This is a genomic window from Bradyrhizobium sp. AZCC 1719, assembly GCF_036924525.1.
GTDB lineage: Bacteria > Pseudomonadota > Alphaproteobacteria > Rhizobiales > Xanthobacteraceae > Bradyrhizobium.
This window is the reverse complement of sequence record NZ_JAZHRU010000001.1, coordinates 1,375,216-1,399,278: the sequence shown is the minus strand read 5'-3', so window position 1 is coordinate 1,399,278 and position 24,063 is coordinate 1,375,216. Positions and strand designations below refer to the sequence as shown.

Genomic DNA, 24,063 nt, shown 5'->3' with positions numbered 1-24,063 from the left:
AGTGTCAGCGGAGCCTGTCTCCGCGTCGTGAAGGGAAAAGCATGTCCAATCTGCTCGATCTGCTCGTGGCAGGCCTTGCGACCGGGGCGATCTATGCCCTTGTGGCCGTCGGTTTCACGCTGCTGTGGCAGACGTCGCAAACCATCAATTTCGCGCAAGGCGAATTCGTGATGCTGCCGGCGTTCCTGATGCTCGCGGTAATGCATGCGGGCGCGCCGTTCTGGCTCGCCATCATCCTTGGCATCCTGCTGTCGCTGCTGCTGTTGGGGCTCGGCTTCAAGCTCTTGCTGGTGGATCCGATGCTGCGGCACGGCGTGCTGCCGCTCGCGATCGCGACCATGGCGCTCGCGATCGGCATGAAAGAGGCGGTGAAGCAGTTCTTCAGTGCGGAAGCCTCGCCGTTCCCCTCTATCGTGCCGGCCGGCGACGTCTGGATCCTCGGTCGCGTGGTCTCGGTGCAGAGCCTCGGTGTGCTGGCGCTTGCGATCGCCGTGGTGATTGGCCTGACCGCGCTGTTGAACCGCACGTCGATCGGTCACCAGATGCAGGCGACCGCACAGAATCCGACGGTCGCCCGCATCATCGGCGTGCCGGTCGAGCGCATGATCCTGCTGACGTTCCTGATCAACGCGTTTCTGGTGGCTTTGGCGTCGCTGCTGATTACGCCGATTTATCTCGCGAAATTCTCCTCCGGCGAAGTGCTGGGGCAGGCGGCGTTCATCGCTGCGATCGTCGGCGGCTTTAACCAGGTGCGCGGCGCCATTGCCGGCGGGCTGTTGATCGGCGTCGTCGACAATCTGGCGGCGGCCTATGTGTCGACGCAGTACCGCGCCGCGGTGCCGCTGATCCTGCTGATCGTCATCATCCTGTTCCGTCCGCAGGGGTTACTCGGCCGGCCCGAGGAGCGCACGGTATGACCGCAATCGGAAAATACTGGCGCATTGCCCTCGGCGTTGCCGTCATCGCGGCGCTGATCATCGTGCCGATGAATTTCAACCGCTATGGCCTGTATATCCTGAGCCAATGGGCGGTGATGACGATCGCCGCGATGGGGCTCAATCTGACGCTGGGCTATGCCGGCCAGGTCTCGCTGGCGCAGGGCGCCTTCGTTGGCATCGGCGCCTATGCGGCGGCGATCATGACCACGCAGGGCATGCCGCTGATTGCGGCGCTCGGCGTTGCGATCGTGCTGTGCTTTGCGATCGGCTGGATCCTCGGCTATCCGGCGCTGCGTGTGCAGCACCATTACCTTGCCTTCGTAACGCTGGCGTTCTCGACGCTGGCCTTCCTGGTGTTCCGCAACGAGGATTGGCTCACCAAGGGCATCTACGGCATCTCCAATATTCCGCGGCCGAATGTCCTTGGCTTCGCGACCAACCGGCCGTTGCCGTTCTATTACTTCTGCCTCGGCTCGCTCGGCATCGTCTCGCTTGCGATGTGGTGGCTGATCCGCTCGCCCTGGGGCCGCGCTTTCGTGGCGCTGCGCGAAAATCCGGTGCGGGCGCTGTCGCTCGGCATCGACACGCGGCGCTATACGCTGATGGCGTTCGCGATCGGTTCAGCCCTCGGCGGCGTCGCCGGCACGCTCTATGCGCCGTTGACGCAATATATCGATCCGGTTCCGTTCAACCTCTCGCTCTCGCTCGACCTGTTGATGATGGTGATCGTCGGCGGCTCCGGATTCTTCTTCGGGCCGTTCCTCGGCGCGATGATTGCGGTGCTGCTGCCGGAATGGCTGCGCTTCACGCAAGGCTACTATTTGATGCTCTATGCGGTCGCCGTGATGCTGCTCCTGATTTATTCGCCGACCGGCATTCTCGGCATCCTCGATCGCTATCTGACCGAGCGGCGCACCAAGGCGGCGTCCGCCTTGCGGGCGGTTGCCAAATCCAGGCTGGAGACGGCGCCATGACCGCAGTCCTCGAAGTCAGCAACATCAAGAAGAGTTTTGGGGGCATCAAGGCGGTCGACGGCGTCAGCTTCGATGTGCGAGAGGGCGAGATCCTCGGGCTGATCGGCCCGAACGGCTGCGGCAAGTCCACCCTGTTCAACTGCATCCTCGGGCAACTCACGCCGACTGATGGCGAGGTGAAGGTCGACGGCAAGGTCGTCACGGGATTGCGGCCGTCCGAGTTGAATCGTCTGGGCGTCAGCCGCACCTTCCAGCTTCTGCAGGTATTCCCAAAACTCTCCGTGCGGGAGAATCTGATCCTTGCTGGCCAGGAGCATCAGGGCAACATGGTGTCGCGGCTGTTCGGTCCGTCGGATGCGGGACTGACCGCTGCGGCGGACCAGATGATCGGCTTCTTCAAGCTCGACCATCTCGCCACCGAAGCCGCAGGTGGGCTGTCGTACGGCCAGCAAAAGCTGCTCGACGCCGCCATGGCGTTCATGGGTGGCCCGCGGCTGGTGCTGCTCGATGAACCGGCCGGCGGCGTCAACCTCACCATGCTCGGGGATCTCAAGGAACGGCTGGCCGCGATCAACCGCGAGAAGCGCGCCACCTTCGTCGTGATCGAGCACAACATGGAATTCGTGATGTCGCTTTGCACCCGCGTCATGGTGATGGCGGAAGGCAGACTGCTGGCGATGGGCACGCCCAGCGAAGTCCGCGCCAATCCTGCCGTCATCGAAGCCTATCTCGGCCACTAAAGGGATCATTCCATGAGCGATGCCATCCTGGATGTTCAAGGCCTCATCGGCGGCTATGGCAAGATGACGATTCTCAACGGCACCAGTTTTTCGGTGCCGGCGGGCTCCATCACCACCGTGATCGGCCCGAACGGCGCGGGAAAATCCACCGTGTTCAAGGCGATCTTCGGGCTGTTGAAGCTGCGCGAAGGCAGGATCGTATTCAAGGGGCGGGACGTTACCGGGCTGAGGCAGCGGGAATTGCTGACGTCAGGCATCTGCTACGTGCCGCAGGGACGCAATATCTTTCCCGAGTTGTCGGTGCGCGACAACATCCAGCTCGGCGCCGTCGTCGCCGGGCGGGACATCACCGACCTGCCCGCGCGAATCGAGGCGGCGCTCGACAAGTTTCCTGCGCTGCGCAAAAGGGCAGCGCAGCAGGCGTCCACGCTGTCGGGCGGCGAGCAGAAGCAGCTCGAAATCGTCCGCGGCCTGCTGCTCAATCCGCAACTGGTGCTGATCGACGAGCCTTCGATCGGGCTGTCGCCGCTGATGGTGCAGCAGACCTTCAACATTCTGAAGGAATTGCGCGACCGCGGCGTATCGATCCTGATGATCGAGCAGAATGCGCGCTCGGCGCTGGAGATTTCTGATTACGGCATCGTGCTCGAACTCGGTCAGACCCGGCTCGTCGACAAAGCGGAGCGGGTGCTGAACGATCCCCGCATCGGGCAATTGTTCCTGGGTGGCGCCATGACGGAAACTGCAGCATGAACCAGCGCTCGATCGCCACCGTTTCGCTGAGCGGCACCCTCGACGAAAAGCTGCGGGCGATCGCCGCCGCCGGATTCGACGCCGTCGAGATCTTCGAGAACGATCTGCTGTCGTTCGCAGGCAGTCCGCGCGACGTCGGCCAGATGTGCCGGGATCTCGGGCTTTCGATCTGCGCCTTCCAGCCATTTCGCGACTTCGAGGGCATGCCGGAGCCGCAGCGAGGGCGCAACTTCGCCCGCGCCGAGCGCAAGTTCGACCTGATGCAGGAATTGCAGACCGACTTGATGCTGATCTGCAGCAACATCTCGCCGGCCTCGCTCGGCGGCATCGACCGCGCGGCCGCCGATTTCCGCGAGCTGGGTGAACGGGCCGCAGCGCGGGGCTTGCGCGTCGGCTATGAGGCGCTCGCCTGGGGACTTCACGTCAACGATTATCGTGACGCTTGGGAGATCGTGCGGCGCGCCGAGCACAAATCGATCGGCGTCATCCTCGACAGCTTTCATGCGCTGGCGCCGTCGTTCCCGACGCTGCCGATTCAATCGATTCCGGCAGACAAGATCTTTCTGGTGCAACTGGCCGACGCGCCAAAGCTCGGCCTCGACGTTTTGTCCTGGAGCCGGCATTTCCGCTGTTTCCCGGGGCAGGGCGATCTTCCGGTTGCCCGCTTCGTGGAAGACGTGCTCGCTACCGGCTATGCCGGCCCCCTGTCGCTGGAAATATTCAACGACCAGTTTCGCGCCGGCTCGGCTGTGCGCACTGCGACCGACGGGCTGCGCTCGCTGATCCTGCTCGAGGATGACGTTCGTAGCATCGCCTCGAGCGCTCCGGCAAAGCCACTGCCGCCGAAGGCACGCAGCCGCGGCGTCGGCTTCATCGAATTTGCCGTCAGTGAAGAGAAAGCCAGCGACCTCGCGGCGCTGTTCGGCCAACTCGGCTTTCGCAAGACGGGCGTTCATCGCAGCAAGGACGTCGAGCGTTGGTCGCAGGGTCGTATCGACCTCGTGATCAATTGCGAGCCTGACAGCTTTGCGCATTCGCATTTTGTCGCGCACGGTCCCGGGGTCTGCGCTATCGCTGTTGATGTCGATGCCGCCAGCAGCACCATGGCGCGCGCGGAAGCGCTGCAGGCGCGCACCTTCTATCAGCCGGTAGGGCCGGGCGAGCTTGAAATCCCGGCGATCCGCGGCGTCGGCGGCAGCTTGCTGTATTTCCTGGAGCAAGCCGGCAAGAACTGGGAGCTCGATTTCGAGCCGCTGCGCAGCGATGCGGCTACCGATCGTCTCGATGCCGTCGACCACATCTCGCAATCGATGCCCTACGATGAGATGCTGTCGTGGTTATTGTTCTATACCGGCATTCTCGATCTGAAGCGTCTGCCGCAGTTCGAGATCGCCGATCCGGTCGGCCTGGTGCAAAGCCAGGCGCTGATCAACGCCAACGAAAACCTGCGGGTGGTTCTGAACGGTTCGTCGGCGACGCGCACGCTGTCGGCCCGCTTCATCCACGAATTCTTCGGCTCCGGCGTCCAGCACGTCGCGTTCTCCTGCCGCGATATCTTTGCGGCCGTGGCCGACATGCGCGCGCGGGGTGCAGATTTCCTGAAGATTCCCGACAATTACTACGACGATCTCGAGGCCAAATACGGCCTCGACGCCTCGACGATGGCGGCGCTCCGCGACAACCAGATTCTCTACGATCGCGAAGGCGAGGGTGAATTCTTCCAAGTCTATACCCACGCCTTCGACGAGCGGTTTTTCTTCGAGATCGTCGAGCGGCGCGACTATCACGGCTTCGGCGCTGCCAACGCCGCGATCAGGCTCGCCGCCCAGACCCGGGAATCCCGGCCGCTGACCATGCCACGGGCTTGAACGGCCGCGAATTCTGCGGCCACAAAAAACCCGCGGGAACGCGCCCGGCTTCGGAAAGTTCACTTCTGGGAAGGCTGTCGACGCCGTTCCGGAGGATGACGACCGATGAAGCGGGGGTCGGCCCGGCTGGCACTGTGGGTTATTCTCGTTGCGGTGCTGACGGCCACGCTGGCCGAGGCGGCCAAAGACGCCGCGCGTCCCTCCGAATTCATCCTCATCCTTCAGATCGTGCTGTTGATCACGATCGGCCGCGGGCTCGGCGAGATCATGCAACGGATCGGCCAGCCGTCGGTGATCGGCGAACTGCTCGCAGGGCTGCTGCTCGGCCCGTCGCTGTTCGGATGGGTCTGGCCCTCGGCGCACGCGGCGATCTTTCCGCCCTCCGCTGAGCAGAAGGCCCTGATCGAAGGTCTCGCCCAGTTCGGCATTCTGTTGTTGCTGCTGCTGACGGGAATGGAAACCGATCTGAAACTGGTCAGGAAAGTCGGCAGGGCCGCTATCATCGTTTCCATCGCCGGCATCGTCGTTCCCTTCCTGTGCGGCTTTTTGCTAGGGCAAATCCTGCCCGATAGCCTGCTTCCGCATCCGGAGGCACGCCTGGTCGCCTCGGTGTTCCTGGGCACGGCGCTATCGATTTCTTCGGTGAAGATCGTCGCCGTCGTCGTTCGCGAGATGAATTTCATGCGCCGCAATGTCGGTCAGATCATCATCGCGACGGCGATCATCGATGACACGATCGGCTGGATCATCATTGCGGTGATCTTCAGCCTTGCCTCGCAGGGCACATTCGACCTGATCTCGGTGGGGCAGGCGGTGCTGGGGACGCTGATCTTCCTGGCCGTCAGTTTCACGATCGGGCGGCGGCTGGCGTTTCGGCTGATTCGCTGGGCCAACGATACGCTGGTCAGCGCGTCCGCCGTGATCACGGTGATCCTCCTGCTGATGGGCGGCATGGCCCTGATCACCCATGCGATCGGCGTGCACACGGTGCTCGGCGCGTTTGTCGCCGGCGTGCTGGTCGGCGAATCGCCGATCCTGACCCGGCAGATCGACGAGCGATTGCGCGGGCTGATCACCAGCCTGTTCATGCCGGTATTCTTCGGCCTGGCGGGATTGAACGCGGACCTGACGGTTCTGAAGGATCCGAATTTGCTATGGCTCACAGCGCTACTGGTGCTGATTGCAAGCATTGGAAAATTCGGTGGCGCCTACGTGGGTGGCAGCCTTGGCGGAATGAACCGCTACGAATGCTTTGCGCTGGCAAGCGGCATGAATGCGCGAGGGTCGACGGAGGTCATCATCGCCAGCATCGGCCTTTCCATGGGCGTGCTGAGCCAGAACCTGTTCTCGATGATCGTCACCATGGCGATCCTGACCACGATCGCCATGCCGCCGATGCTGCGCGCCGCGCTGTCGCGGCTTCCCATGAAGGCGGACGAGAAGGAGAGGCTTGAACGGGAGGAACTGGAGGAGAAAGGATTTACCGCAAATCTGCAGCGTCTGCTGCTTGCGGTGGACGAGAGCGCCAACGCGAAGTTTGCATCCCATCTTGCAGGCCTCCTTGCGGGCGCGCGGGGTATTCCGATCACCGTGCTGCATATCGGCGCCCGTGCGAAGCGTCAGGAAAGCAAGCGCGACGAGGAAGAAAGCCCTGAAAGCGCGGTGAGGAGCGCGGCAAGGAGCATCGTCGATTTCGGCCCGGACGAGGCCGCGCGTGAGATCGACGTCACGACGCGCGCCAAGAGCAAAAGGCCGGCGGATGCCGTCATCGACGAGGCCCGGAAGGGGTTCGATCTGCTGATTGTCGGAATGGAAAAGGTGATCGGGACCAGGAACGGGTTTGATGAAAGAATCGAGAACGCTACATCAGGCTTCGATGGCCCGCTCGCAATCGTCGCCGCGAGGGGCCGCCATCTCAAGCAGCCCGCGGCAAGCTCTTCATTCAGGATTCTGGTCCCCGTGTCGGGTAGCGGCATCTCGCGCCGGGGTGCCGAAGTGGCAATTGCGCTGGCCCGCCCGGGTTCGACATCGGTCCGGTTCATCCATGTCGCTACGACCAGGGATCGGGGAGGACGTGGCGGTGCCAATATTTCATTGCCGAAACGGGAGGCGATCCTGAAAGCCGCCGGTTCGCTTGCTGCACATTACGGCATCGAGGCAACGACGGCGATCCGCGCCGGCGTATCACCCGAGCACGCGATCCTGCGCGAAATCGAAAGCAGCGGCGCTGATCTGGTTGTCCTGGGAGTCGACCGCATACAAGGCGAGACTCTCAGCTTTGGAGGCGTTGCATCTGCCGTTCTGAAGAACTCGAGCGCCTCGGTCCTGCTGATATCAACCTGAGTAGCCGGCCGGAACAAAGGTCAAGAACCGGCCGCGTGTCCAACGCGCGCGGTGAGCCATGGCTGCCCGGTTTCCCAGATTTTCATCATTGACATAACAGAAGAGTTATATAATATATCAGTTATATAACTGACTTGAGATCCACGATGTCGAATCTTGATGCTGCCTTTTCCGCGTTGGCCGACCCGACTCGCCGGGCGATCCTGGCGCGCCTTGCGCTAGGCGAGGCCACCGTCATGGAATTGGCTGAGCCGTTCGAGATGACGCAGCCCGCCATCTCCCGTCACCTCAAGGTCCTCGAAGGCGCCGGCCTTATTCTGCGCCGCGTCGACGGCACGAAACGGCCATGCCGGCTGGCGCCCGCGGCCGTCGCCGAGATCGACCAATGGCTTGCGATGCTGCGGCAGACGCTCGCGGCAAACTACAACCGGTTGGATGACGTGCTGGCCGAAATGAAAACCAAAGAGTGAAAGGCAATCCCATGAGCAAGTTGACGCTGAAGACCGAAGGCGACACCCACGTCGTGGTTACCCGGCGCTTTGCCGCCACGCCTGAGGCGGTGTTTCGCGCGCACACCGAGCCGGCGCTGATCCAGAAGTGGCTGCTTGGTCTGGAAGGCTGGACGATGCCGGTCTGCGTCAACGAGGCACGCCCGGGCGGCAAGATCCGGTACGAATGGAGCGACGGCAAGGGCGGTGGCTTCCACCTGACCGGCGAATTTATCGAAGTTGTGCCGTTCAGCCGCCTCGTACATGTCGAGCGGATGCATCTGCCGGACCCGACACCTGACAATCATGTCGAAACCAACTTCGCACCGGACGGAGCCGGCACCTTGATGACCATGCGAATGACGCTGCCAGATGCTGCGACGCGCGCCACGATGCTGGCGACCGGCATGGAGCAGGGAATGGAAGCGAGCTACGCCCGGCTCGACGCGCTTTCAGCACCGCCGCGGCCGTAGCGCGGGTGCTCCGAATGGCGGTCCTACTCCATCACCGCATGATCCGGCGCGGTCGACTGCTCGCGCAGCGTTGCCTTGGTCGAGCCGATCATGATGGCGAGCGGGATGGCGCAGGCGGTAAAGATCATCACGAGCTGGTAGTCGTACGAGAACGCGATGATCTGCGCCTGCACCTTGACCATCACATCCGCCATGGCGCGGCCCTTGTCGGTGGCGAGATCGACCATGTCGCGCACCCCCGGCATCTGCAGGGCGTGATTGAACGGATTGATATTCTCCGACAGGACCGCGTAGGTGTAGCGCGTGCCCTGTGTCAGTTGCGAGATCACCAGCGAAATCCCGATCGAGCTGGCGACATTGCGCATCAAGGTCAGCATCGAGGTGCCGTCGGTGCGCAGATGATTGGGTAGCGTCAGGAACGCCACCGTGGAGAGCGGCACGAATACCAGGCCGAAGCCAAAGCCCTGGACCACGCTGATGACCACGATCTCGGTCACGCCGGTCTGGTCGGTCCAGGCGGTCATGTAGAACAGCGACAGGCAGGTAATGCCGAGGCCCGAGACAATCAGCGTCCGCGCTTCGATATGGCGCATCATGCGGCCGACCAGCATCATCGCGACGAATGTGCCGCAGCCGCGGCTCGCCAGCAGAAGGCCCGCGGTGATGATCGGATAGCCGATCACGTTCTGCAGGAACGGTGATGACAGCGCCATGGTCGAGAACAGCACCAGCCCCATCACGGCCATGAATACGCAGCCGCCGACGAAATTCTTGTCCTTGAACAGCGCGAACTGGATGAACGGATGTTGTGTCGTCAGCGAATGCGCCAGGAAATAATAGAAGCCGATGCCGGCGATGATGAATTCGGCGATGATCTCATTGGATTCCAGCCAGCCGAGCTGCTCGCCGCGGTCCAGCGCGAGTTGCAGCGCGCCGATGGCGATCGCGAGTGCGGTAAAGCCGAACCAGTCGAACCGCAGCTCGAGGTCTTTCTTGGTCTCGTCCATGAAGATGACGAGCCCAAGCACAGTGATAATGCCGAACGGCAGGTTGACGAAGAACACCCAGTGCCAGGAATAGGTTTCCGTCAGCCAGGCGCCGAGCGACGGGCCCATGATCGGCCCCATCATCACGCCCATGCCCCAGATCGCCATTGCTTTGGCGCGTTCGTGCAGCGCGTAGGAATCGAGCATCACGGCCTGCGACAGCGGCACCAGCGCCGCGCCGAACACGCCTTGCAGCAGACGAAACACCACCATCTGGCCGATGTCCTGCGCCAATCCGCATAACACCGAGGCGATCGTGAAGCCGGCCGAGCAGATGATGAAGATGCGCTTGCTGCCGAAGCGGTTGGCGATCCACCCGACCGGTGCGGTCATGATCGCGGCGGCGACGATATAGGAGGTCAGCACCCAGTTGATCTGGTCCTGCGACGCCGACAGCGTGCCCTGCATGTAGGGCAGCGCGACGTTGGCGATCGTCGTGTCCAGCGCCTGCATGATGGTTGCCGTCATGGCGCAGATCGTCACCATGTTCCGGCGCAGGCCGGGAACGGATGCCGATGGCTGGCCCGGCGTCGCCATGGCGCTAGTCGTGGTCCTGGTTCGCCGTCGCCGGCGACAGGCCGAGCAGGGCTGAGAGCGAGCGCCGATGGTTGGTGTCGATGGTGGCGTAGACGCTCATGCCGGCCTTCAGCTTGCGGACGAATTTGTCGTTGTTGTCGAAATAGATCCGCACCGGCACGCGCTGCACCACCTTGACGAAATTGCCCGACGCGTTCTGCGGCGGCAGGATCGCAAACTGCGCACCGGTGCCGGGCGAGAGTGAGCCGACCGTGCCCTTGAAGGGGTGATTGGGGAACGCATCCACCTCGAGCGTGACCGACTGGCCGACCGCAACGTAGGTGAAATCGGACTCCTTCGGATTGGCGTCGACCCACGGGTTCGAGGTGTCGATGATACTGAACACCGGCGTGCCGGCCGTGACGAAGCGGCCGAGCTGGATCTGCTCGACCTGGGTGGCAACACCGGCCATCGGCGCACGCATCACGGTGTGGTCGAGATTGCGCTGGGCCTGATCGAGCGCGGCCTTGGCCTGGGCATAGGGCGGGAATTCCTCGAGCGGCAGATCGGGATTGCCGAGCAGTTGGGCTTTTGCGGTCGCGATCTTCTGCTGCAGCAACTGGAACTGGGCGCTCGCGGTGACGAGGGCCGTCGACGCATTGTCGAGGTCGAGCTGCGAGCCGAAATTGTTCTTCACGAGCGAAGACTTGCGCTCCACGTCACGCCGCTTCAGCTCCATGCCTTGCTGCGAGAGTTCGCTCATCTGGCCATAGATTTTCAGGTCGGCGATCAGATTGTCATAGGTGACCTTGGTTTGCGCGAGGTTGGCCTTGGCCTGCGCCACGGCGAGGCGGAACGGCACCGGATCGATTTCGAACAGCACGTCGCCTGGATTGACCTGCTGGCCTTCCTTCACCACGACCTTCTCGATCTTGCCGGAGATGTCGGGCGTGATCAGAACCTTCTGCGCGCCGACATAGGCGTCGTCGGTGGTCACGTAGCGGCCGCCGTTGAGATAGAACGTCACGCCGGCGACCAGCGCAACCAATGGCAACACCACCAACAGCAGGAAGCGCCGGTAGCGCCGCATGCCGGCCATCAGCCGGCGGCGCGGCTCGGCCGCGAGTTTCGGCCGTGACGGTGTGGGGGCGCCCTTCTGCTCGGGCGGGAATTTGAGGACCGGATCAGCCATAGCGCTGCTCCTTTCCGGGAGGTTCGCCGGCCGGATTCTGGATCGCGTTGCGAACGTTTTCCTTGATCAGATCGAGTTGGTCGAGCAGGCGGTGGGCATCAGTGGGATTGATGCCGTCGAGCGCGGTCGCCGTCAGTTCGGAGCGAAGCCCGGCGAGCTTGCCGAGCAGCGGCCGCGCGGCTTTGCGCAGATAGAGGCGGTTGACGCGGCGGTCATTCTCGTCGCCGCGGCGTTCGATCCAGCCATTGTCGCAGAGCTTGTCGATCAGCCGCGTCAGCGTGATCGGCTGCATCTCCATCTGTTCGGCAAGTTCCGACTGCTTGAGGCCCTCGGTGCGCTCGACCTTGGCCAGCACCGCCCATTGCGCACGGGTGATGCCGTAGCGCGCGGCCTGCCGGTCGGCATAGGCGCGCACCATCCGTTGCACCTCGCCAAGCGTAAACAGGAAGTTCATGTCCACGGAACCGCGCATGCCCAAGCCTCCATAAGCCTGCAATACAATAAGCTTGCTTATGAATTCTGCACGGCGAGTTAATAATGGCCTGATCCGCTTCCAGCACATGGCTGGGAGCCAATGCATGCGCGGGCTTTAGGATTGGCCGTCAAACTGGTACAAGGTCTGATGAGCCTGACAAAGCCGACATTTCCTGCACCCGACCACGATCACGGCCGCTGCACTGCGGAAGCGATCGCGCATGCCGAACAGGTTTGCGCGCGGCGGGCGCAGAAATTTACCCCGATCCGGCGTCAGGTGCTGCAGGCGCTACTGTCGAGCCACCGCCCGCTCGGCGCCTATGAGGTGATCGACGAGCTCGCCAAATCGATGCCGCGGCCGGCGCCGATCACGGTCTACCGCGCGCTCGATTTCCTGATGGAAAACGGCCTCGTCCACCGCATCGAGAGCCGCAATGCGTTCCTTGCCTGCGCGCATGATCATGACGAGACCTCGATGGTGGCGTTTTTGATCTGCGATCTCTGCGGCTCGGTCGGCGAAATTCCCGCAGCCCCCGTGGCGCAAAGCCTCAATGCGGCGGCGCGCGCATCCGGATTCGCGCCAAAGCTCTCTGTCGTCGAGATCGCCGGCATCTGCGCGCATTGCCAGAAATAACGAGAATACGGCGCCAAGCCGGCCACGAGGATTGATGTCGTCCAAGCCAGTAGAACCTTCCGCCGGGCGTGCGCTCACCCCGGGCGCCATCGCCTTGATGCTGATGTTGTGCCTGAGCTGGGGCTTCAACCAGATTGCGGTGAAGCTAACGCTGCCCGATGTGCCGCCGATGCTGCAGGCCCTGATCCGCTCGGCCGGCGCGTTGCCGGTGATGCTGCTGGCCGGTTGGCTGCGCGGCGTGAAATTCCTCGAGCGCGACGGCTCGCTCGGTCCCGGCCTGCTGGCGGGCACGTTGTTCGGTATCGAATTCGTGCTGATCTTCAGCGGATTGGTGTTCACATCGGCGTCGCGCGCCGCCGTGTTCCTGTACACCGCACCGTTCTTCGTGGCGCTCGGCTCCTACCAGTTTCTCGGAGAGCGCCTGAGCATGATGCAATGGGGCGGACTGGGCCTCAGCTTTGCCGGTGTCGCGCTGGCGATCGGCGTGCCCCAGGCAAATGTCGACGCAAAAGTGTTGCTGGGCGACCTGCTTGTAGTCGGCGGCGGCGCGCTGTGGGGCGCGACCACGCTGATCGCCAAGGGCACGAAACTTCGTAACGCAGCTCCGGAAAAGGCGCTCGGCTATCAGGTGGCCGTATCGATCCCGATCCTGGGCTGCGCATCCCTGCTGTTCGGCGAGAAGATCACGCACATGCCAGGTGCGCTGTCGATCTCGCTGTTGGCTTATCAGGCGATCTGGGTGGTGGGCTGCACCTTCGTGCTGTGGTTTGCGCTGGTGAAGACCTATTCAGCCAGCAAACTGTCGTCGTTCACCTTCGTCACGCCATTGTTCGGCGTCGTCGCCGCCTATTTCATCCTGCACGACACGCTGACCATTGCCTTTGGTATTGCAGCGCTGCTTGTCATCGCCGGGCTCTATCTCGTCAACAAGCCCGACCCGAAGGTGGTGCCGGATCCGAACGTGCCGGCGTAGCCTTCCGTCATTGCGAGCGACGCGAAGCAATCCACCTTTGCACACGCGCTGAAGATGGATTGATTCGTCGCTGTCGCTCCTCGCAATGACGTGGAGAGCGCGAGTTCGCGATCTACCCCGTCTCGATCGGCAGCGACGCATCCTTGGCCCATTCGCCCATCGAGCCATCGTAAAGGGTGAGGTTGTCGTAACCGAGCTGGTGCAGCAGGAACAGGTCGACCGTCGCCGAAATGCCGCCGCCGCAATAGGCGACGACGCGCTTGCCTTTGGTGATGCCCTGCGCGTTGAACTTGGCTTCGGCCTCCGCAAGCGGCACGAAGGCCTTGGTCTTGGGGTCGAGCAGCGTCGCGGCCGACACGTTGCAACTGCCGGGCACACGGCCGGGGCGGCCGTAGCGGCTTGGCTCGAGGCCCTTGTGAAACTGCGGACCGAGCGCGTTGACGATGACGGTGCCTCGCTCGGACGTAGCGGCAAGCGTTTCGTGCTTGTCGACGAAGAAACCTGGCCTCGGATTGGCCGTGAATGTTGCCGGCTCGTATCCCTTCGCCGGCCCGGTTTCGAGCGGGCGTCCCTCGAACTTCCATTTGTCGAGACCGCCATCGAGCACCGCGACGTTCTCGAAGCCGAGCGATCTGAGCATCCACCAGAACCGCGTTGCCCACATCGGCGTGCCGATGCTGTACAGCACGACCCGGCTTTGGTTTGAAACGCCGTGGCGGCCGAACGCCCGCTCGAGCCGCGCCACATCCGGCATCGTGAAGCGAAGTTCGGTATCGGGATCGGAGAATTCGCCCTGCAGATCGAGAAAGTCGGCGCCCGGAATATGTCCGGCCTCGAAGCTGTGCCGGCCCGGCACGGTGAGATACGGGAGGCTGGAGCCTTCAGGGGCGGGTTCGAGGTAGGTGGTGCAATCGAACAGGCGCAGATCGGGCTGACGGAGAAGGTCGGTGAGTTCCGCCGTCGTGATCAGCTCGTTTCGCGCCGGCATACCCGCCTCCCATGATTTATATTTCGGCGATGCTAGGACTCGCATCGGGCCATGAAAAGGCCGCCAGACGCATGCTCGCCCTTTCAATTCGGCGATTCCTGTCCAATATAGCGGTTAACGAAAGACGAGGTCTTTTGCCCTGCTTTCGGCCGCCATGGTTGGCCTAAGCTATTGAACACACAAGATAAAAATCCGCTATGTGACAAGGCGCACACTGCCTTCGCCGCCCCCTTGGTACATGTCACCAAAACCTGATATTCGAGGCCCCATGAACAAGCCCGAAATAATCCCGCAAGACGACGTCGCCGGCCCGAAGGCCCGGCACAAAACCACCCAGGTCATGGTCGGCAATGTTGCCGTCGGCGGGGGTGCGCCGATCGTCGTGCAGTCGATGACCAATACCGACACCGCCGATGTCGAAGGCACCATCGCGCAGGTCGCGGCGCTGACGCGCGCCGGATCGGAAATGGTGCGTATTACGGTCGATCGCGAGGAAGCTGCTGCCGCCGTTCCGCACATCCGCGACGGCCTGCGCAAGCGCGGCATCACCACGCCCCTGATCGGTGACTTCCATTATATCGGCCACAAGCTGCTTGCCGAATATCCGGCCTGTGCCGAAGCGCTCGACAAGTATCGCATCAATCCCGGTAATGTCGGCTTCAAGAACAAGCGCGACACGCAATTCGCCGACATCATCGAGATCGCCAACAAAAACAACAAGCCGGTGCGTATCGGCGCCAATTGGGGTTCGCTCGACCAGGAGCTGCTGACCAAGCTGATGGACGAGAACACGGCCTCGCCTAACCCGCGTGATGCGCGCGCGGTGACGCGCGAGGCCATGGTGCAGTCGGCGCTGCTGTCGGCCGCCCGCGCCCAAGAGCTCGGCATGCCCAAGAACCGCATGATTTTGTCGGCAAAAGTTTCCGCCGTGCAGGATCTGATCGCGGTCTATCAGGAGCTGGCGCGCCGCTCGGATTACGCCATCCACCTCGGCCTGACCGAAGCCGGCATGGGATCGAAGGGCATCGTGGCTTCATCCGCCGCGCTCGGCATTCTGCTGCAGGACGGCATCGGCGATACCATCCGCATTTCGCTCACGCCCGAACCCGGCGGCGACCGCACGCTGGAAGTTCAGGTTGCGCAGGAATTGCTGCAGACCATGGGCTTCCGCACCTTTGTGCCGCTGGTCGCGGCATGTCCGGGCTGCGGCCGCACCACCTCGACCACATTCCAGGAGCTGGCGCGCTCGATCCAGGATTTCATCCGCGAGGAAATGCCGGGCTGGAAAACGCAATATCCCGGCGTCGAGCAGCTCAACGTCGCGGTGATGGGCTGCATCGTCAACGGCCCGGGCGAATCCAAGCACGCCAATATCGGCATCTCCCTGCCCGGCACCGGCGAAGCGCCGGCGGCGCCCGTGTTCGTCGACGGCAAGAAGTTCCGCACCCTGCGCGGTCCGACGATTGCCGCCGACTTCAAGGCGCTGGTCATCGATTACATCGATCAGCGCTATGGCAGCGGCAGCAAGACGCCCGCGAGCGCCGTGACCGCGGCGGAGTGACGCGAAGCGTCATTCCGGGGCGATGCGTCAGCATCGAACCCGGAATCTCGAGATTCCGGGTCTGGTCCTTCGGACCATCCCGGAATGACGAACAAACAATCATAGCAGAATCGTGAGGCGGATTAGCGCAAGCGCAATCCGCCTTATTTTTTGCGCGCACGAGCGGCGGGTTACGCTTCCGCCTCGCTCTTGAGCTACGGCGGACAGGTCTCTAACCGCACTACATTGTTGATCCGGATTGCGCTTCGTATTGCCTTCGCTACGATGCGTCCCAATCAAGAACGATTGGGAGAACGCCCATGTCATCGCTGTCCGGCAAGCAGGGACCGCGCTATCGCCACCTCGCCGACGAAGCCGAACCTTACGAGACCATTGCAGTCGAGAAACTCACGCCAATCATCGGCGCGGAAATCTCCGGCGTCGATATCGGCAAGCTCGTCTCGGACGACGGGCGCTCCAACCGGCAGATGGACGAAATCCATCGCGCGCTCGCCGAAAACCTCGTCATCTTCTTTCGCGACCAGCATATCACCCCGCAGCAACATCTCGCTTTCGGGCGCAAGTTCGGTGAACTGCATGTGCATCCGGCGGCGCCCAACGAGGGCGACCCGGCGCTGATGAAGATCTATGCCGACAAGGATTCGCCGCGCGCCAATGGCGAGGGCTGGCACACCGACGTGTCCTGCGACGTCGAGCCGCCGATGGGATCGATCCTCTACATCAAGCAATGCCCGCCACGCGGCGGCGATACGCTGTTTGCCAACATGTACGCCGCCTATGAGGCGCTGTCGGACCGGATGAAGACCTATCTCGCCGGGCTGACAGCGCTGCACGACGGCGAGCAGACCTATCGCGGGCTTTACGCCAACTATGGCGTCGCCGACAGGGTGGAATATCCGCGTGCCGAACACCCCGTGGTGCGCACGCATCCCGTCACTGGCAAGAAGGCGCTCTACGTCAATCGCGGCTTTACCCGTTACATTATCGGCATCCCGCGCGACGAGAGCGATGCCGTGCTGGCCTATCTCTACCAGCACGCGGAAAATCCGTTGTTCCAGTGCCGCTTCCGCTGGACGGAAAACGCCATCGCGTTCTGGGACAACCGCTGCGCCCAGCACCGCGCGATGTGGGACTACTGGCCGCATACGCGGTCAGGCACGCGGGTGACGGTGAAGGGCGAGAGGCCGATATAAAGCGGCATATCGTGCCCCGGACGCAGTGCATCGCAAAGCGTGCACTGCAGAGCCGGGACACGAGAGCGGAATGAGCGTTGACGTTATCGGTCACCCGCGTCAGTCTTCCGTAAAAGCAAAAACAAGATCGGGAGGCCCTCATGCTCCGCGCCGAAGACAACAAATTCCTCACCGAGAGCGGTGCAGGCACCGGCATGGGCGAGCTGCTGCGCCGCTTCTGGATTCCGGTGCTGCTGTCAGAAGAGTTACCCGAGGCCGACGGTCCGCCGAAGAAGATTGTCGTCATGGGCGAGGAGCTGCTCGCCTTCCGCGATACAAGCGGCGTCGTCGGTGTCATCGATCAATATTGCCCGCATCGCGGCGCCAATCTCTGGCTTGGCCGCAACGAGGAGTGCGGCATCCGCTGCGTCTATCACGGCTGGAAGTTCGACACCGAGGGCCGCTGCGTCGACATGCCGACCTCCTATCCCGACCTCAACGCCAAGGACCTGATCCGCATCAAGTCCTATCCGGTGCGCGAGTGGGGCGAGATGATCTGGGCCTATATGGGTCCCGCCGATCAGGTGCCCGAGTTGCCCGATCTGGAAATGGCGCTGGTGCCGCCCTCGCATCGCTACGTTTCGAAGAAATGGCAGGACTGCAACTGGGTGCAGGCACTGGAAGGCTCGATCGACACCGCACATTTCACCTTCGCGCATCTCTCCTTCGAAAAGGAAGAGAACGAGATCCTCGATATCAAGAAGCACTTCGTGAATCCGCTGACACGCGTGGCGACCGACCATATGCGCTGGATCGCGGAAGATCCGCGCCCCGTCATCAAGATCAACCCGCATGAGGCCGGGCTGACGATCGCCGGCGGGCGTCTCACCGGCAGCGACAATATCTACTGGCGCATCGCGCAGTTCCTGATGCCGGTGCATGCCTATGCGCCGAGCGCGATGCCGGGCGAGAACATTTTTGGTCAGAGCTTTGTGCCGGTGACCGATACCAATTGCTGGATCTATACCTACGCCTGGAATCCGGAACGGCCGATTACGGATGCCGAGCGTGAGGCCTACGATCGCGGCAACGGCGTCATTTCGGAAGTCGATGAGAATTACGTGCCGCTGCGCAACAAGTCGAACGACTACCTGATCGATCGCAAGCTGCAGAAGACCCATAGCTACACCGGCATCAAGGGCGTGTCCGAGCAGGACGCCGCCGTGCAGGACAGCCAGGGCCCGATCGCCGACCGCACCCGCGAACATCTCGGCCCGACCGACCTCGGCATCATGCATTTCCGCAAGCTCGTGATGGATGCCGCCCGGGCGCTGCAGAAGGGCGAGGCGCCGCCGCACCTGAAGCATCAGGACCGCTACGCCGTGCGCTCCGGCGCCTGCGTCACCAACAAAGCCAAGGACCTCACCGCTGTCATGATCGAGCGGTTCGGCGATGCTGCGGGCTATGTTGGGCCGGGCGGAACGCGGCAGCGGAGTAGGGCAGGCCTGAGTAAGTATTACTCGCGGAGATCGTAGCGATAGGATTTCGAGACGATTTTCCAGCCGTCGCGCAATTTCATCGCCACCAGATAGTCGGTGAAATAGCGCGGCGGCAACTGGCATCGCACCTTGATGAAGGCGGTCTGATTATCCGAGCGATCAATCGTCACGATGAAATCCTCGCGCGGCTTGCCTTCAGCCTTGGCGGAGGGCCGCTTGCGTACCCGGTCGAGCCAGTCCGGTACGGTCAGCACCTGCAACTCGCCCTTCTCCAGCCAGCGCAAATCGGCGCTTGCGTCGAAGATCGCGCCGAGCTTGTCGGCATCGCCTTCATAGAGGCCATCGAAATAGGTCTGCACCACGGCTTCGACGGTCGATCGGTCTGGGCTCACGGCTTTCCTCCCGGACAAGACAGAAATCATTCGAGGTGAATTTAGCCATGGACCGGCGGATTGCGCTATTGAGAAAACGCGAACGCTCGCATCGTTGCCGAAGAATGCGCCCGTCCCCGCGGGGCTGCGCCGGGAACCCCTGTGGAAACGGCAGAGGCGGTAGCCGAACCTGCGGGCCTGTTCGCCCGACTAAGGATATAGCGAGGAGGCCGATTCACGTCTGCGTGGTTCGTGACTTAACTCACAAAGCGGTGGTCTGGCTTCTGATAGGTAGACCGGTGTGGTAAAAAAGTACGAGACTCCGGAGGAGTCATGATGATGTCTGGATCGCTAAAATTGTGCCGATGGGCACTTGCAGCCGCCGCCTTCCTGCTGGCGAGCGAGCCGGCCTTTGCCGAAAAGCGCGTCGCGCTGATCGTCGGCAATTCCGCCTACCAGAATGTCGCACCGCTTACCAACCCGGTTAACGACAGTTCCAAAATCGCGGCGACGCTGAAGGACGCCGGCTTTGACGTCGTCGATTCCCGCCGCGACTTGCCGGCGGCCGAGACCCGTCGCGCGCTGCGCGACTTCGCCGATCGCGCGCGCGATGCCGATATTGCCGTGGTCTACTACGCCGGCCACGGGATCGAAGTTGACGGCGCGAATTACCTGATTCCCGTCGATGCGCGGCTGGAACGCGATACCGACATTTATGACGAGGGCCTCTCGCTCGATCGCATCCTGATCGCAATCGAACCGGCCAAGAAGCTGCGGCTCGTGATTCTCGACGCCTGCCGCGACAATCCGTTTGCCCGCACCATGAAGCGTACGGTCGCGTCGCGCGCGATCGGGCAAGGCCTGGCCAAGGTCGAGCCGACCAGCCCCAACGTCCTGATCGCCTATTCGGCCAAGGCCGGTTCGACCGCGGCCGACGGTGACGGCAAGAACAGCCCGTTCACGTCGGCGCTGTCGAATCATTTGACCAAGCCCGGGCTCGACGTGCGCCGCGCGTTCGGCTTTGTCCGCGATGAGGTGCTCAAAACGACCAACAATCGGCAGGAACCCTTTGTGTATGGTTCGCTCGGCGGTGAAGACGTGCCGCTGGTGCCGGCACCGCGCGCGGCGCCGGCGGCCGCTGCGCCAGCCCTGAGCGCGCAGGCCGAAGCCCGCCGCGATTACGAACTCGCGCTACAGATCGGCAACAAGAGCGCGCTCAACGCCTTCCTTGCGCAATATCCCGATGGCTTCTATTCGAGCCTCGCAAAACTTCAGCTCGACAAGATTGCGGCCGAGGAGGCGCGCGTCGCGGCGACCGAGAAAGCGCGGCTCGCAGAGCAGGAGCGGGCGCGGCTCGCCGCCGAGGGCGCCCAGAAGTCGCAGCAGGCAAAGGCCGAGGCGGAAGCCAAGGCTGCCGAGCAGGCGCGCATCGCGGCTGAAAAGGCCAAGCAGGTGGCGCAGGAGCAGGCGGCCGCGGCCGAGCAGAAGCGCGTCGCCGCCGAAAGCGCCGCCGCCGACAAGGCGTCGGCTCCAGCACCCGCGGAGAAGGACAAAGCCGTGAACGTTGCTGCCCTCTCGGCCGGCCCGCCGCAGGTTGACGTCACAAAGTCGGTGCAGGCCGAACTGCGCCGCGTCGGGTGCCTCGCGGGCAATGCCGACGGCAACTGGAATAGCGCCTCGCAGCGGTCGCTGACCCTGTTCAACCGCTACGCCGGAACCAAGCTCGACACCAAGGTCGCCAGCGTCGATACGCTCGATACGATCAAGCTGAAATCGGCGCGCGTGTGCCCGCTGGTCTGCGAGCACGGCTTCAAGGCCGAGGGCGAGCGCTGCACCAAGATCACCTGCGCGGAGGGCTCGTTCCTCAACGACGACAATGAATGCGAGAAGCGCAGCGCCAGGAAGCCGGTCGCCAAGCGCGACAGACCGGAGGCAAGACGAGTTCCTGAAGCACGGCAAGGTCGGGAGCCAAGGCAGGCGATTGTTACACGTTCCCAGAATCCGAATGCTCCAGGGATGTCCCAGCAAGGCCGTCCGCTTACCGGCCACGAACGTGCGGTGGGCTGCCACTCGTTCGGCGCCATCATGTCGGGCGTGTGCCCATAACCGCAGACACGCCGGGCCCCGGCTCTTCGCTGTCCTGATCGCAGAGGGGCCGGGTCCCGCTTCAAAGCCGTGACGCCAGCGATCAGATCACGCTCGCCGCGATATTCACCATCAAGGCCAGCAGCGCGGTGTTGAACACGAACGAAATGATGCCGTGCACGGTCGCGGTGCGGCGGATGACCTTGTCGGTGATGCCGACGTCGGAAACCTGCGCGGTCATGCCGATCACGAACGAGAAGTAGACGAAATCCCAGTAATCCGCATCCTTGTGCGCGTCGCCGCTTGGAAACTGCAGGCCGCCGGGCTTTTTGCCGCGATAGAAATCATGGGCGTAATGCAGCGCAAAGGCGGTATGCACAAGCGCCCATGACAATACGATCGTCACCGTCGCCAGGATGAGCCCGGCCGGATTGCCTTTCGAGGCGCCGAGCTCGAACACGATCGCGCCAAGGCTTGCGAGGGCGCCGAACGCGGTCACTAACAGGATCAGGAAACGCCCGTCATCCTGCAACACCGCGCTGCGCCTTATATGGCCGACGTCGCAGCGAAGCATCATGATGTAGGCAAGCACGAGATACAGTGCGGCGAAGACATCCCAGCCGACGATGAGACGTGTCGCCAGCCGAAGCGTGTCAGGCGCCAGGAAGAATACGGCCACGCCAACCGCGAGCGCGATGAAGGTCCGCGGCCTTCCGTAGACGACGCGGACCGGCATCGGCAGGTTCTGGAAGCGAACAAGGTGTTTCTCGAATTCCTTGTCCATCCGCTGGCCTTCTGATGCGCTAGTTTCTGCGCTCCGCGACAAAGCGCGCGGCTGCCCGCAATATGTCGCCCTTCGCGCCGAAGATCGACAGTGCGGAATCGGCGCGCGCCAGGAGATCGCGCACGCGCTGCTTGGCGCCGTCGATGCCGAGCTGGGTGACGAAGGTGGTCTTGCCGAGCGCCGCATCCTGGCCGGTCTGCTTGCCGAGCGCTGCGGCGTCGCCCTCGACGTCGAGCAGGTCGTCGGCGATCTGGAAGGCCTCGCCGAGCGCGCGGCCGTAGTCGTCGAGCGCCTGGTATTCCTTCGGCGTGGACTGGCCGAGGATCGCGCCGGCGATGCAGCCATAGCGCAACAGCGCGCCGGTCTTCATCTGTTGCAGCCGCGCCACGTCGACCGGCTCGCGGTCGCCGAAGCGGCCTTCGCCGGCGAGGTCGAGGATCTGGCCGCCGACCATGCCGCCGATGCCGGAAGCGCGCGCCAGTGCCCGCGTCAGCAGCAGGCGCACATTGGCGTCCTTGTGGATCTCGTCGCGGGTGACGATGTCGAACGCCAACGTCAATAGCCCGTCGCCGGCGAGGATCGCGGTGGCGTCGTCGGTCTTCTTGTGCAGCGTGGGCCGGCCGCGGCGCAAATCGCTGTTGTCCATCGCCGGCAAATCGTCATGGATCAGGGAATAGCAATGGATGCATTCCAGCGCCGCGCCGACCAGCAGCGCGGCCTCGCGCGGGACGCCGAACACCGCCGAGCTTTCGACCACCAGAAATGGCCGCAGCCGCTTTCCGCCGCCGAGGCTGGAATAGCGCATCGCGTCCATCAGCCGCTTCGGCCGCGCGATCTCGTCGGGCAGCAGCGTATCGGACAACAGCTTCGCCAGCAGCGCTTCGGTGTCCTCCGCAGTCTGGTCCAGTCGTTTGGCAAAATCGGCAGCGACGTTCGTCATTAAGAATAGCTCCAGATCAATTTGGCCCGGACAATGTTTGATGGCGGGCGCTTCGTCAATTCCATGACCCCCGTCACAAAAGCGCTGGAAAACGCCCGAAATATCATGGAGATGTCACGTGGGTGGGGCCTGTTCAGCGGTCCCGGAGGGCCTGGGCTGAACCGGAAGCATCCAATTTGCGCATTGTCCGAATTTTAGTGCTGATCCTGCTGGCGGTGCTGTTGCTGCCCTATCTGGTGACGCCGTTCTACCGCACCGGGCATCCGGTCTCGGCCCTGATGGCCTGGCGCTGGCTCAAGGGCGCGCCGGTGTCGCGGCAATGGATCGATTTCAAAGCGATTTCGCCTTACCTGCCGCGCTCGGTGGTCGGCTCCGAAGACGCCAGATTCTGCAGCCATCACGGGGTCGATTGGGGCGCGCTGCAGGACGCAATCGACGATGCCGAGGATGGCGAACCCACCCGTGGCGGGTCGACAATTACCCAGCAGGTGGCGAAAAACCTGTTCCTGTGGCCGGGCCGCAGCGTGGTCCGCAAGGTGCTGGAACTGCCGCTCGCGATGTGGATCGATCTGGTGCTGCCCAAGCAGCGAATCCTGGAAATCTATCTCAACATCGCTGAACTCGGCCCGTCCGGGCAGTTCGGGGCGGAAGCCGGTTCCCTCTACGCCTTTGGCCGCTCGGCCTCGACCCTGTCGCCGCGCGAGGCCGCCTTGCTAGCGGCGATCCTGCCCAACCCTGTCAGGCGCAGCGCCCGCAATCCCGGCCCCGGGGTGCGCCGTCTGGCCGCCACCTACATGGCGCGGGCCAATGCCGCGGCGCTACAGCGCTGCTGGAGCGAGAATCGGGCTTTTTGAGCCAATTTTCGGCCGCTTTTACCGCAACCTGCCCTAGCTTTACGCCGGCCCATCCTCTATAAGCGCGGCCTTATCGGCATCGCAGCCCGTGCGCGAAGCGCTGGGCGGTCTGGTTTCGGACGATGCCTCCGACAACACCCCTAGAGGACTGTTATGGCCGTTCCCAGAAGAAAAACATCGCCCTCGCGGCGTGGCATGCGCCGCTCGGCGGATGCGCTGAAGAAGCCGACCTATGCCGAGGACAAGGATTCGGGCGAGCTGCGCCGTCCGCACCACCTCGACCTGAAGACCGGCATGTACAAAGGCCGGCAGGTGCTGAAGAAGAAGGAATCCTGACCGGATAGGGGATAAGGCGCCGCGTCCAGTGGCGCCTGCCCGAATTTGGCCAACGAGTGGG

The 24,063-nt window shown here is 63.1% G+C and carries 23 protein-coding genes; 16 read left to right on the top strand and 7 right to left on the bottom strand.

The features are described from left to right. Positions 1-41 precede the first annotated feature (41 nt). From V1292_RS06750 to V1292_RS06715, 8 genes are all read left to right on the top strand, one after another. Positions 42-917 (top strand): branched-chain amino acid ABC transporter permease, encoded by an 876-nt coding sequence (locus V1292_RS06750; protein ID WP_334371242.1) that lies wholly within the window; start codon positions 42-44, stop codon positions 915-917. Continuing rightward, entirely contained in the window at positions 914-1,912 is a 999-nt protein-coding gene (locus tag V1292_RS06745; protein WP_334371240.1) for a branched-chain amino acid ABC transporter permease, read from the top strand. The genes V1292_RS06750 and V1292_RS06745 overlap by 4 nt, the downstream gene beginning before the upstream one ends. Continuing rightward, complete coding sequence (locus V1292_RS06740; protein ID WP_334371238.1) at positions 1,909-2,652, top strand: ABC transporter ATP-binding protein; 744 nt, start codon at positions 1,909-1,911, stop codon at positions 2,650-2,652. Before V1292_RS06745 ends, V1292_RS06740 begins: the two co-directional genes overlap by 4 nt. Before the next feature lie 12 nt (positions 2,653-2,664). After that, on the top strand, positions 2,665-3,405 hold the full coding sequence (locus tag V1292_RS06735) for an ABC transporter ATP-binding protein (RefSeq protein WP_334371236.1): 741 nt from the start codon (positions 2,665-2,667) through the stop codon (positions 3,403-3,405). Continuing rightward, a complete protein-coding gene (locus V1292_RS06730) occupies positions 3,402-5,273 on the top strand; it encodes a bifunctional sugar phosphate isomerase/epimerase/4-hydroxyphenylpyruvate dioxygenase family protein (protein ID WP_334371234.1) in 1,872 nt (623 codons plus the stop codon). Before V1292_RS06735 ends, V1292_RS06730 begins: the two co-directional genes overlap by 4 nt. A 105-nt stretch (positions 5,274-5,378) precedes the next feature. Then, positions 5,379-7,616 carry a cation:proton antiporter domain-containing protein gene (locus V1292_RS06725; RefSeq protein WP_334371232.1) on the top strand — a complete coding sequence of 746 codons (2,238 nt, stop codon included), beginning with the start codon at positions 5,379-5,381 and terminating at the stop codon, positions 7,614-7,616. A gap of 146 nt (positions 7,617-7,762) precedes the next feature. Continuing rightward, the gene (locus V1292_RS06720; protein WP_334371231.1) at positions 7,763-8,086 is read left to right on the top strand and encodes an ArsR/SmtB family transcription factor; all 324 of its coding nucleotides are present in this window, start codon (positions 7,763-7,765) and stop codon (positions 8,084-8,086) included. 11 nt (positions 8,087-8,097) lie between these two features. Then, complete coding sequence (locus tag V1292_RS06715) at positions 8,098-8,577, top strand: SRPBCC domain-containing protein (RefSeq protein WP_334371229.1); 480 nt, start codon at positions 8,098-8,100, stop codon at positions 8,575-8,577. Between the two features lie 23 nt (positions 8,578-8,600). On the opposite strand, the gene V1292_RS06710 is transcribed toward V1292_RS06715, so the two are convergent. The 3 genes from V1292_RS06710 to V1292_RS06700 are packed head-to-tail and all read right to left on the bottom strand — an operon-like array spanning position 8,601 to position 11,803. Next, positions 8,601-10,160 carry an MDR family MFS transporter gene (locus V1292_RS06710; RefSeq protein WP_334371228.1) on the bottom strand — a complete coding sequence of 520 codons (1,560 nt, stop codon included), beginning with the start codon at positions 10,158-10,160 and terminating at the stop codon, positions 8,601-8,603. A 4-nt stretch (positions 10,161-10,164) separates the two neighbouring features. Next, complete coding sequence (locus V1292_RS06705) at positions 10,165-11,331, bottom strand: HlyD family secretion protein (RefSeq protein ID WP_334371226.1); 1,167 nt, start codon at positions 11,329-11,331, stop codon at positions 10,165-10,167. Next, entirely contained in the window at positions 11,324-11,803 is a 480-nt protein-coding gene (locus V1292_RS06700) for a MarR family winged helix-turn-helix transcriptional regulator (protein ID WP_334371225.1), read from the bottom strand. The genes V1292_RS06705 and V1292_RS06700 overlap by 8 nt, the downstream gene beginning before the upstream one ends. 150 nt (positions 11,804-11,953) lie before the next feature. On the opposite strand from V1292_RS06700, the gene V1292_RS06695 reads away from it, so the two are divergent. Both V1292_RS06695 and V1292_RS06690 read left to right on the top strand, forming a co-directional pair. Further along, a complete protein-coding gene (locus V1292_RS06695; protein ID WP_334371224.1) occupies positions 11,954-12,439 on the top strand; it encodes a Fur family transcriptional regulator in 486 nt (161 codons plus the stop codon). Positions 12,440-12,473: 34 nt separating this feature from the next. Continuing rightward, entirely contained in the window at positions 12,474-13,412 is a 939-nt protein-coding gene (locus tag V1292_RS06690; RefSeq protein WP_334371222.1) for a DMT family transporter, read from the top strand. 112 nt (positions 13,413-13,524) lie between these two features. Here the strand turns inward: V1292_RS06690 and V1292_RS06685 are convergent, their stop codons facing one another. Next, a complete protein-coding gene (locus V1292_RS06685) occupies positions 13,525-14,400 on the bottom strand; it encodes a sulfurtransferase (protein WP_334371220.1) in 876 nt (291 codons plus the stop codon). Between the two features lie 268 nt (positions 14,401-14,668). Between V1292_RS06685 and ispG the strand changes: the two genes are divergently transcribed. The 3 genes from ispG (at position 14,669) to V1292_RS06670 (ending at position 18,668) form a co-directional block, all read left to right on the top strand. Next, the gene (ispG, locus tag V1292_RS06680) at positions 14,669-15,961 is read left to right on the top strand and encodes a flavodoxin-dependent (E)-4-hydroxy-3-methylbut-2-enyl-diphosphate synthase (protein WP_334371218.1); all 1,293 of its coding nucleotides are present in this window, start codon (positions 14,669-14,671) and stop codon (positions 15,959-15,961) included. A gap of 299 nt (positions 15,962-16,260) precedes the next feature. Beyond that, positions 16,261-17,154 carry a TauD/TfdA dioxygenase family protein gene (locus V1292_RS06675; protein WP_334371217.1) on the top strand — a complete coding sequence of 298 codons (894 nt, stop codon included), beginning with the start codon at positions 16,261-16,263 and terminating at the stop codon, positions 17,152-17,154. Positions 17,155-17,294: 140 nt separating this feature from the next. Then, the gene (locus V1292_RS06670; RefSeq protein ID WP_334371216.1) at positions 17,295-18,668 is read left to right on the top strand and encodes a Rieske 2Fe-2S domain-containing protein; all 1,374 of its coding nucleotides are present in this window, start codon (positions 17,295-17,297) and stop codon (positions 18,666-18,668) included. Here V1292_RS06670 and V1292_RS06665 read toward each other — a convergent pair. Then, positions 18,650-19,024: a nuclear transport factor 2 family protein gene (locus V1292_RS06665; RefSeq protein WP_334371215.1), complete on the bottom strand. Its 375-nt coding sequence runs from the start codon at positions 19,022-19,024 to the stop codon at positions 18,650-18,652. The genes V1292_RS06670 and V1292_RS06665 overlap by 19 nt on opposite strands. A 318-nt stretch (positions 19,025-19,342) precedes the next feature. Here V1292_RS06665 and V1292_RS06660 point away from each other — a divergent pair, with 318 nt between their 5' ends. Then, entirely contained in the window at positions 19,343-21,109 is a 1,767-nt protein-coding gene (locus tag V1292_RS06660; RefSeq protein WP_334376962.1) for a caspase family protein, read from the top strand. Positions 21,110-21,191: 82 nt separating this feature from the next. Here V1292_RS06660 and V1292_RS06655 read toward each other — a convergent pair whose 3' ends face one another. Together V1292_RS06655 and V1292_RS06650 are read right to left on the bottom strand one after the other, a co-directional pair. Next, the gene (locus tag V1292_RS06655) at positions 21,192-21,872 is read right to left on the bottom strand and encodes a DUF1345 domain-containing protein (protein ID WP_334371213.1); all 681 of its coding nucleotides are present in this window, start codon (positions 21,870-21,872) and stop codon (positions 21,192-21,194) included. A 19-nt stretch (positions 21,873-21,891) separates the two neighbouring features. Next, positions 21,892-22,812 (bottom strand): polyprenyl synthetase family protein, encoded by a 921-nt coding sequence (locus tag V1292_RS06650; protein WP_334371211.1) that lies wholly within the window; start codon positions 22,810-22,812, stop codon positions 21,892-21,894. Positions 22,813-22,988: 176 nt separating this feature from the next. On the opposite strand from V1292_RS06650, the gene mtgA reads away from it, so the two are divergent. Then, a complete protein-coding gene (mtgA, locus tag V1292_RS06645; protein WP_334371210.1) occupies positions 22,989-23,666 on the top strand; it encodes a monofunctional biosynthetic peptidoglycan transglycosylase in 678 nt (225 codons plus the stop codon). 153 nt (positions 23,667-23,819) lie between these two features. Further along, on the top strand, positions 23,820-24,002 hold the full coding sequence (gene rpmF, locus V1292_RS06640; protein ID WP_028347701.1) for a 50S ribosomal protein L32: 183 nt from the start codon (positions 23,820-23,822) through the stop codon (positions 24,000-24,002). Positions 24,003-24,063: the final 61 nt, after the last annotated feature.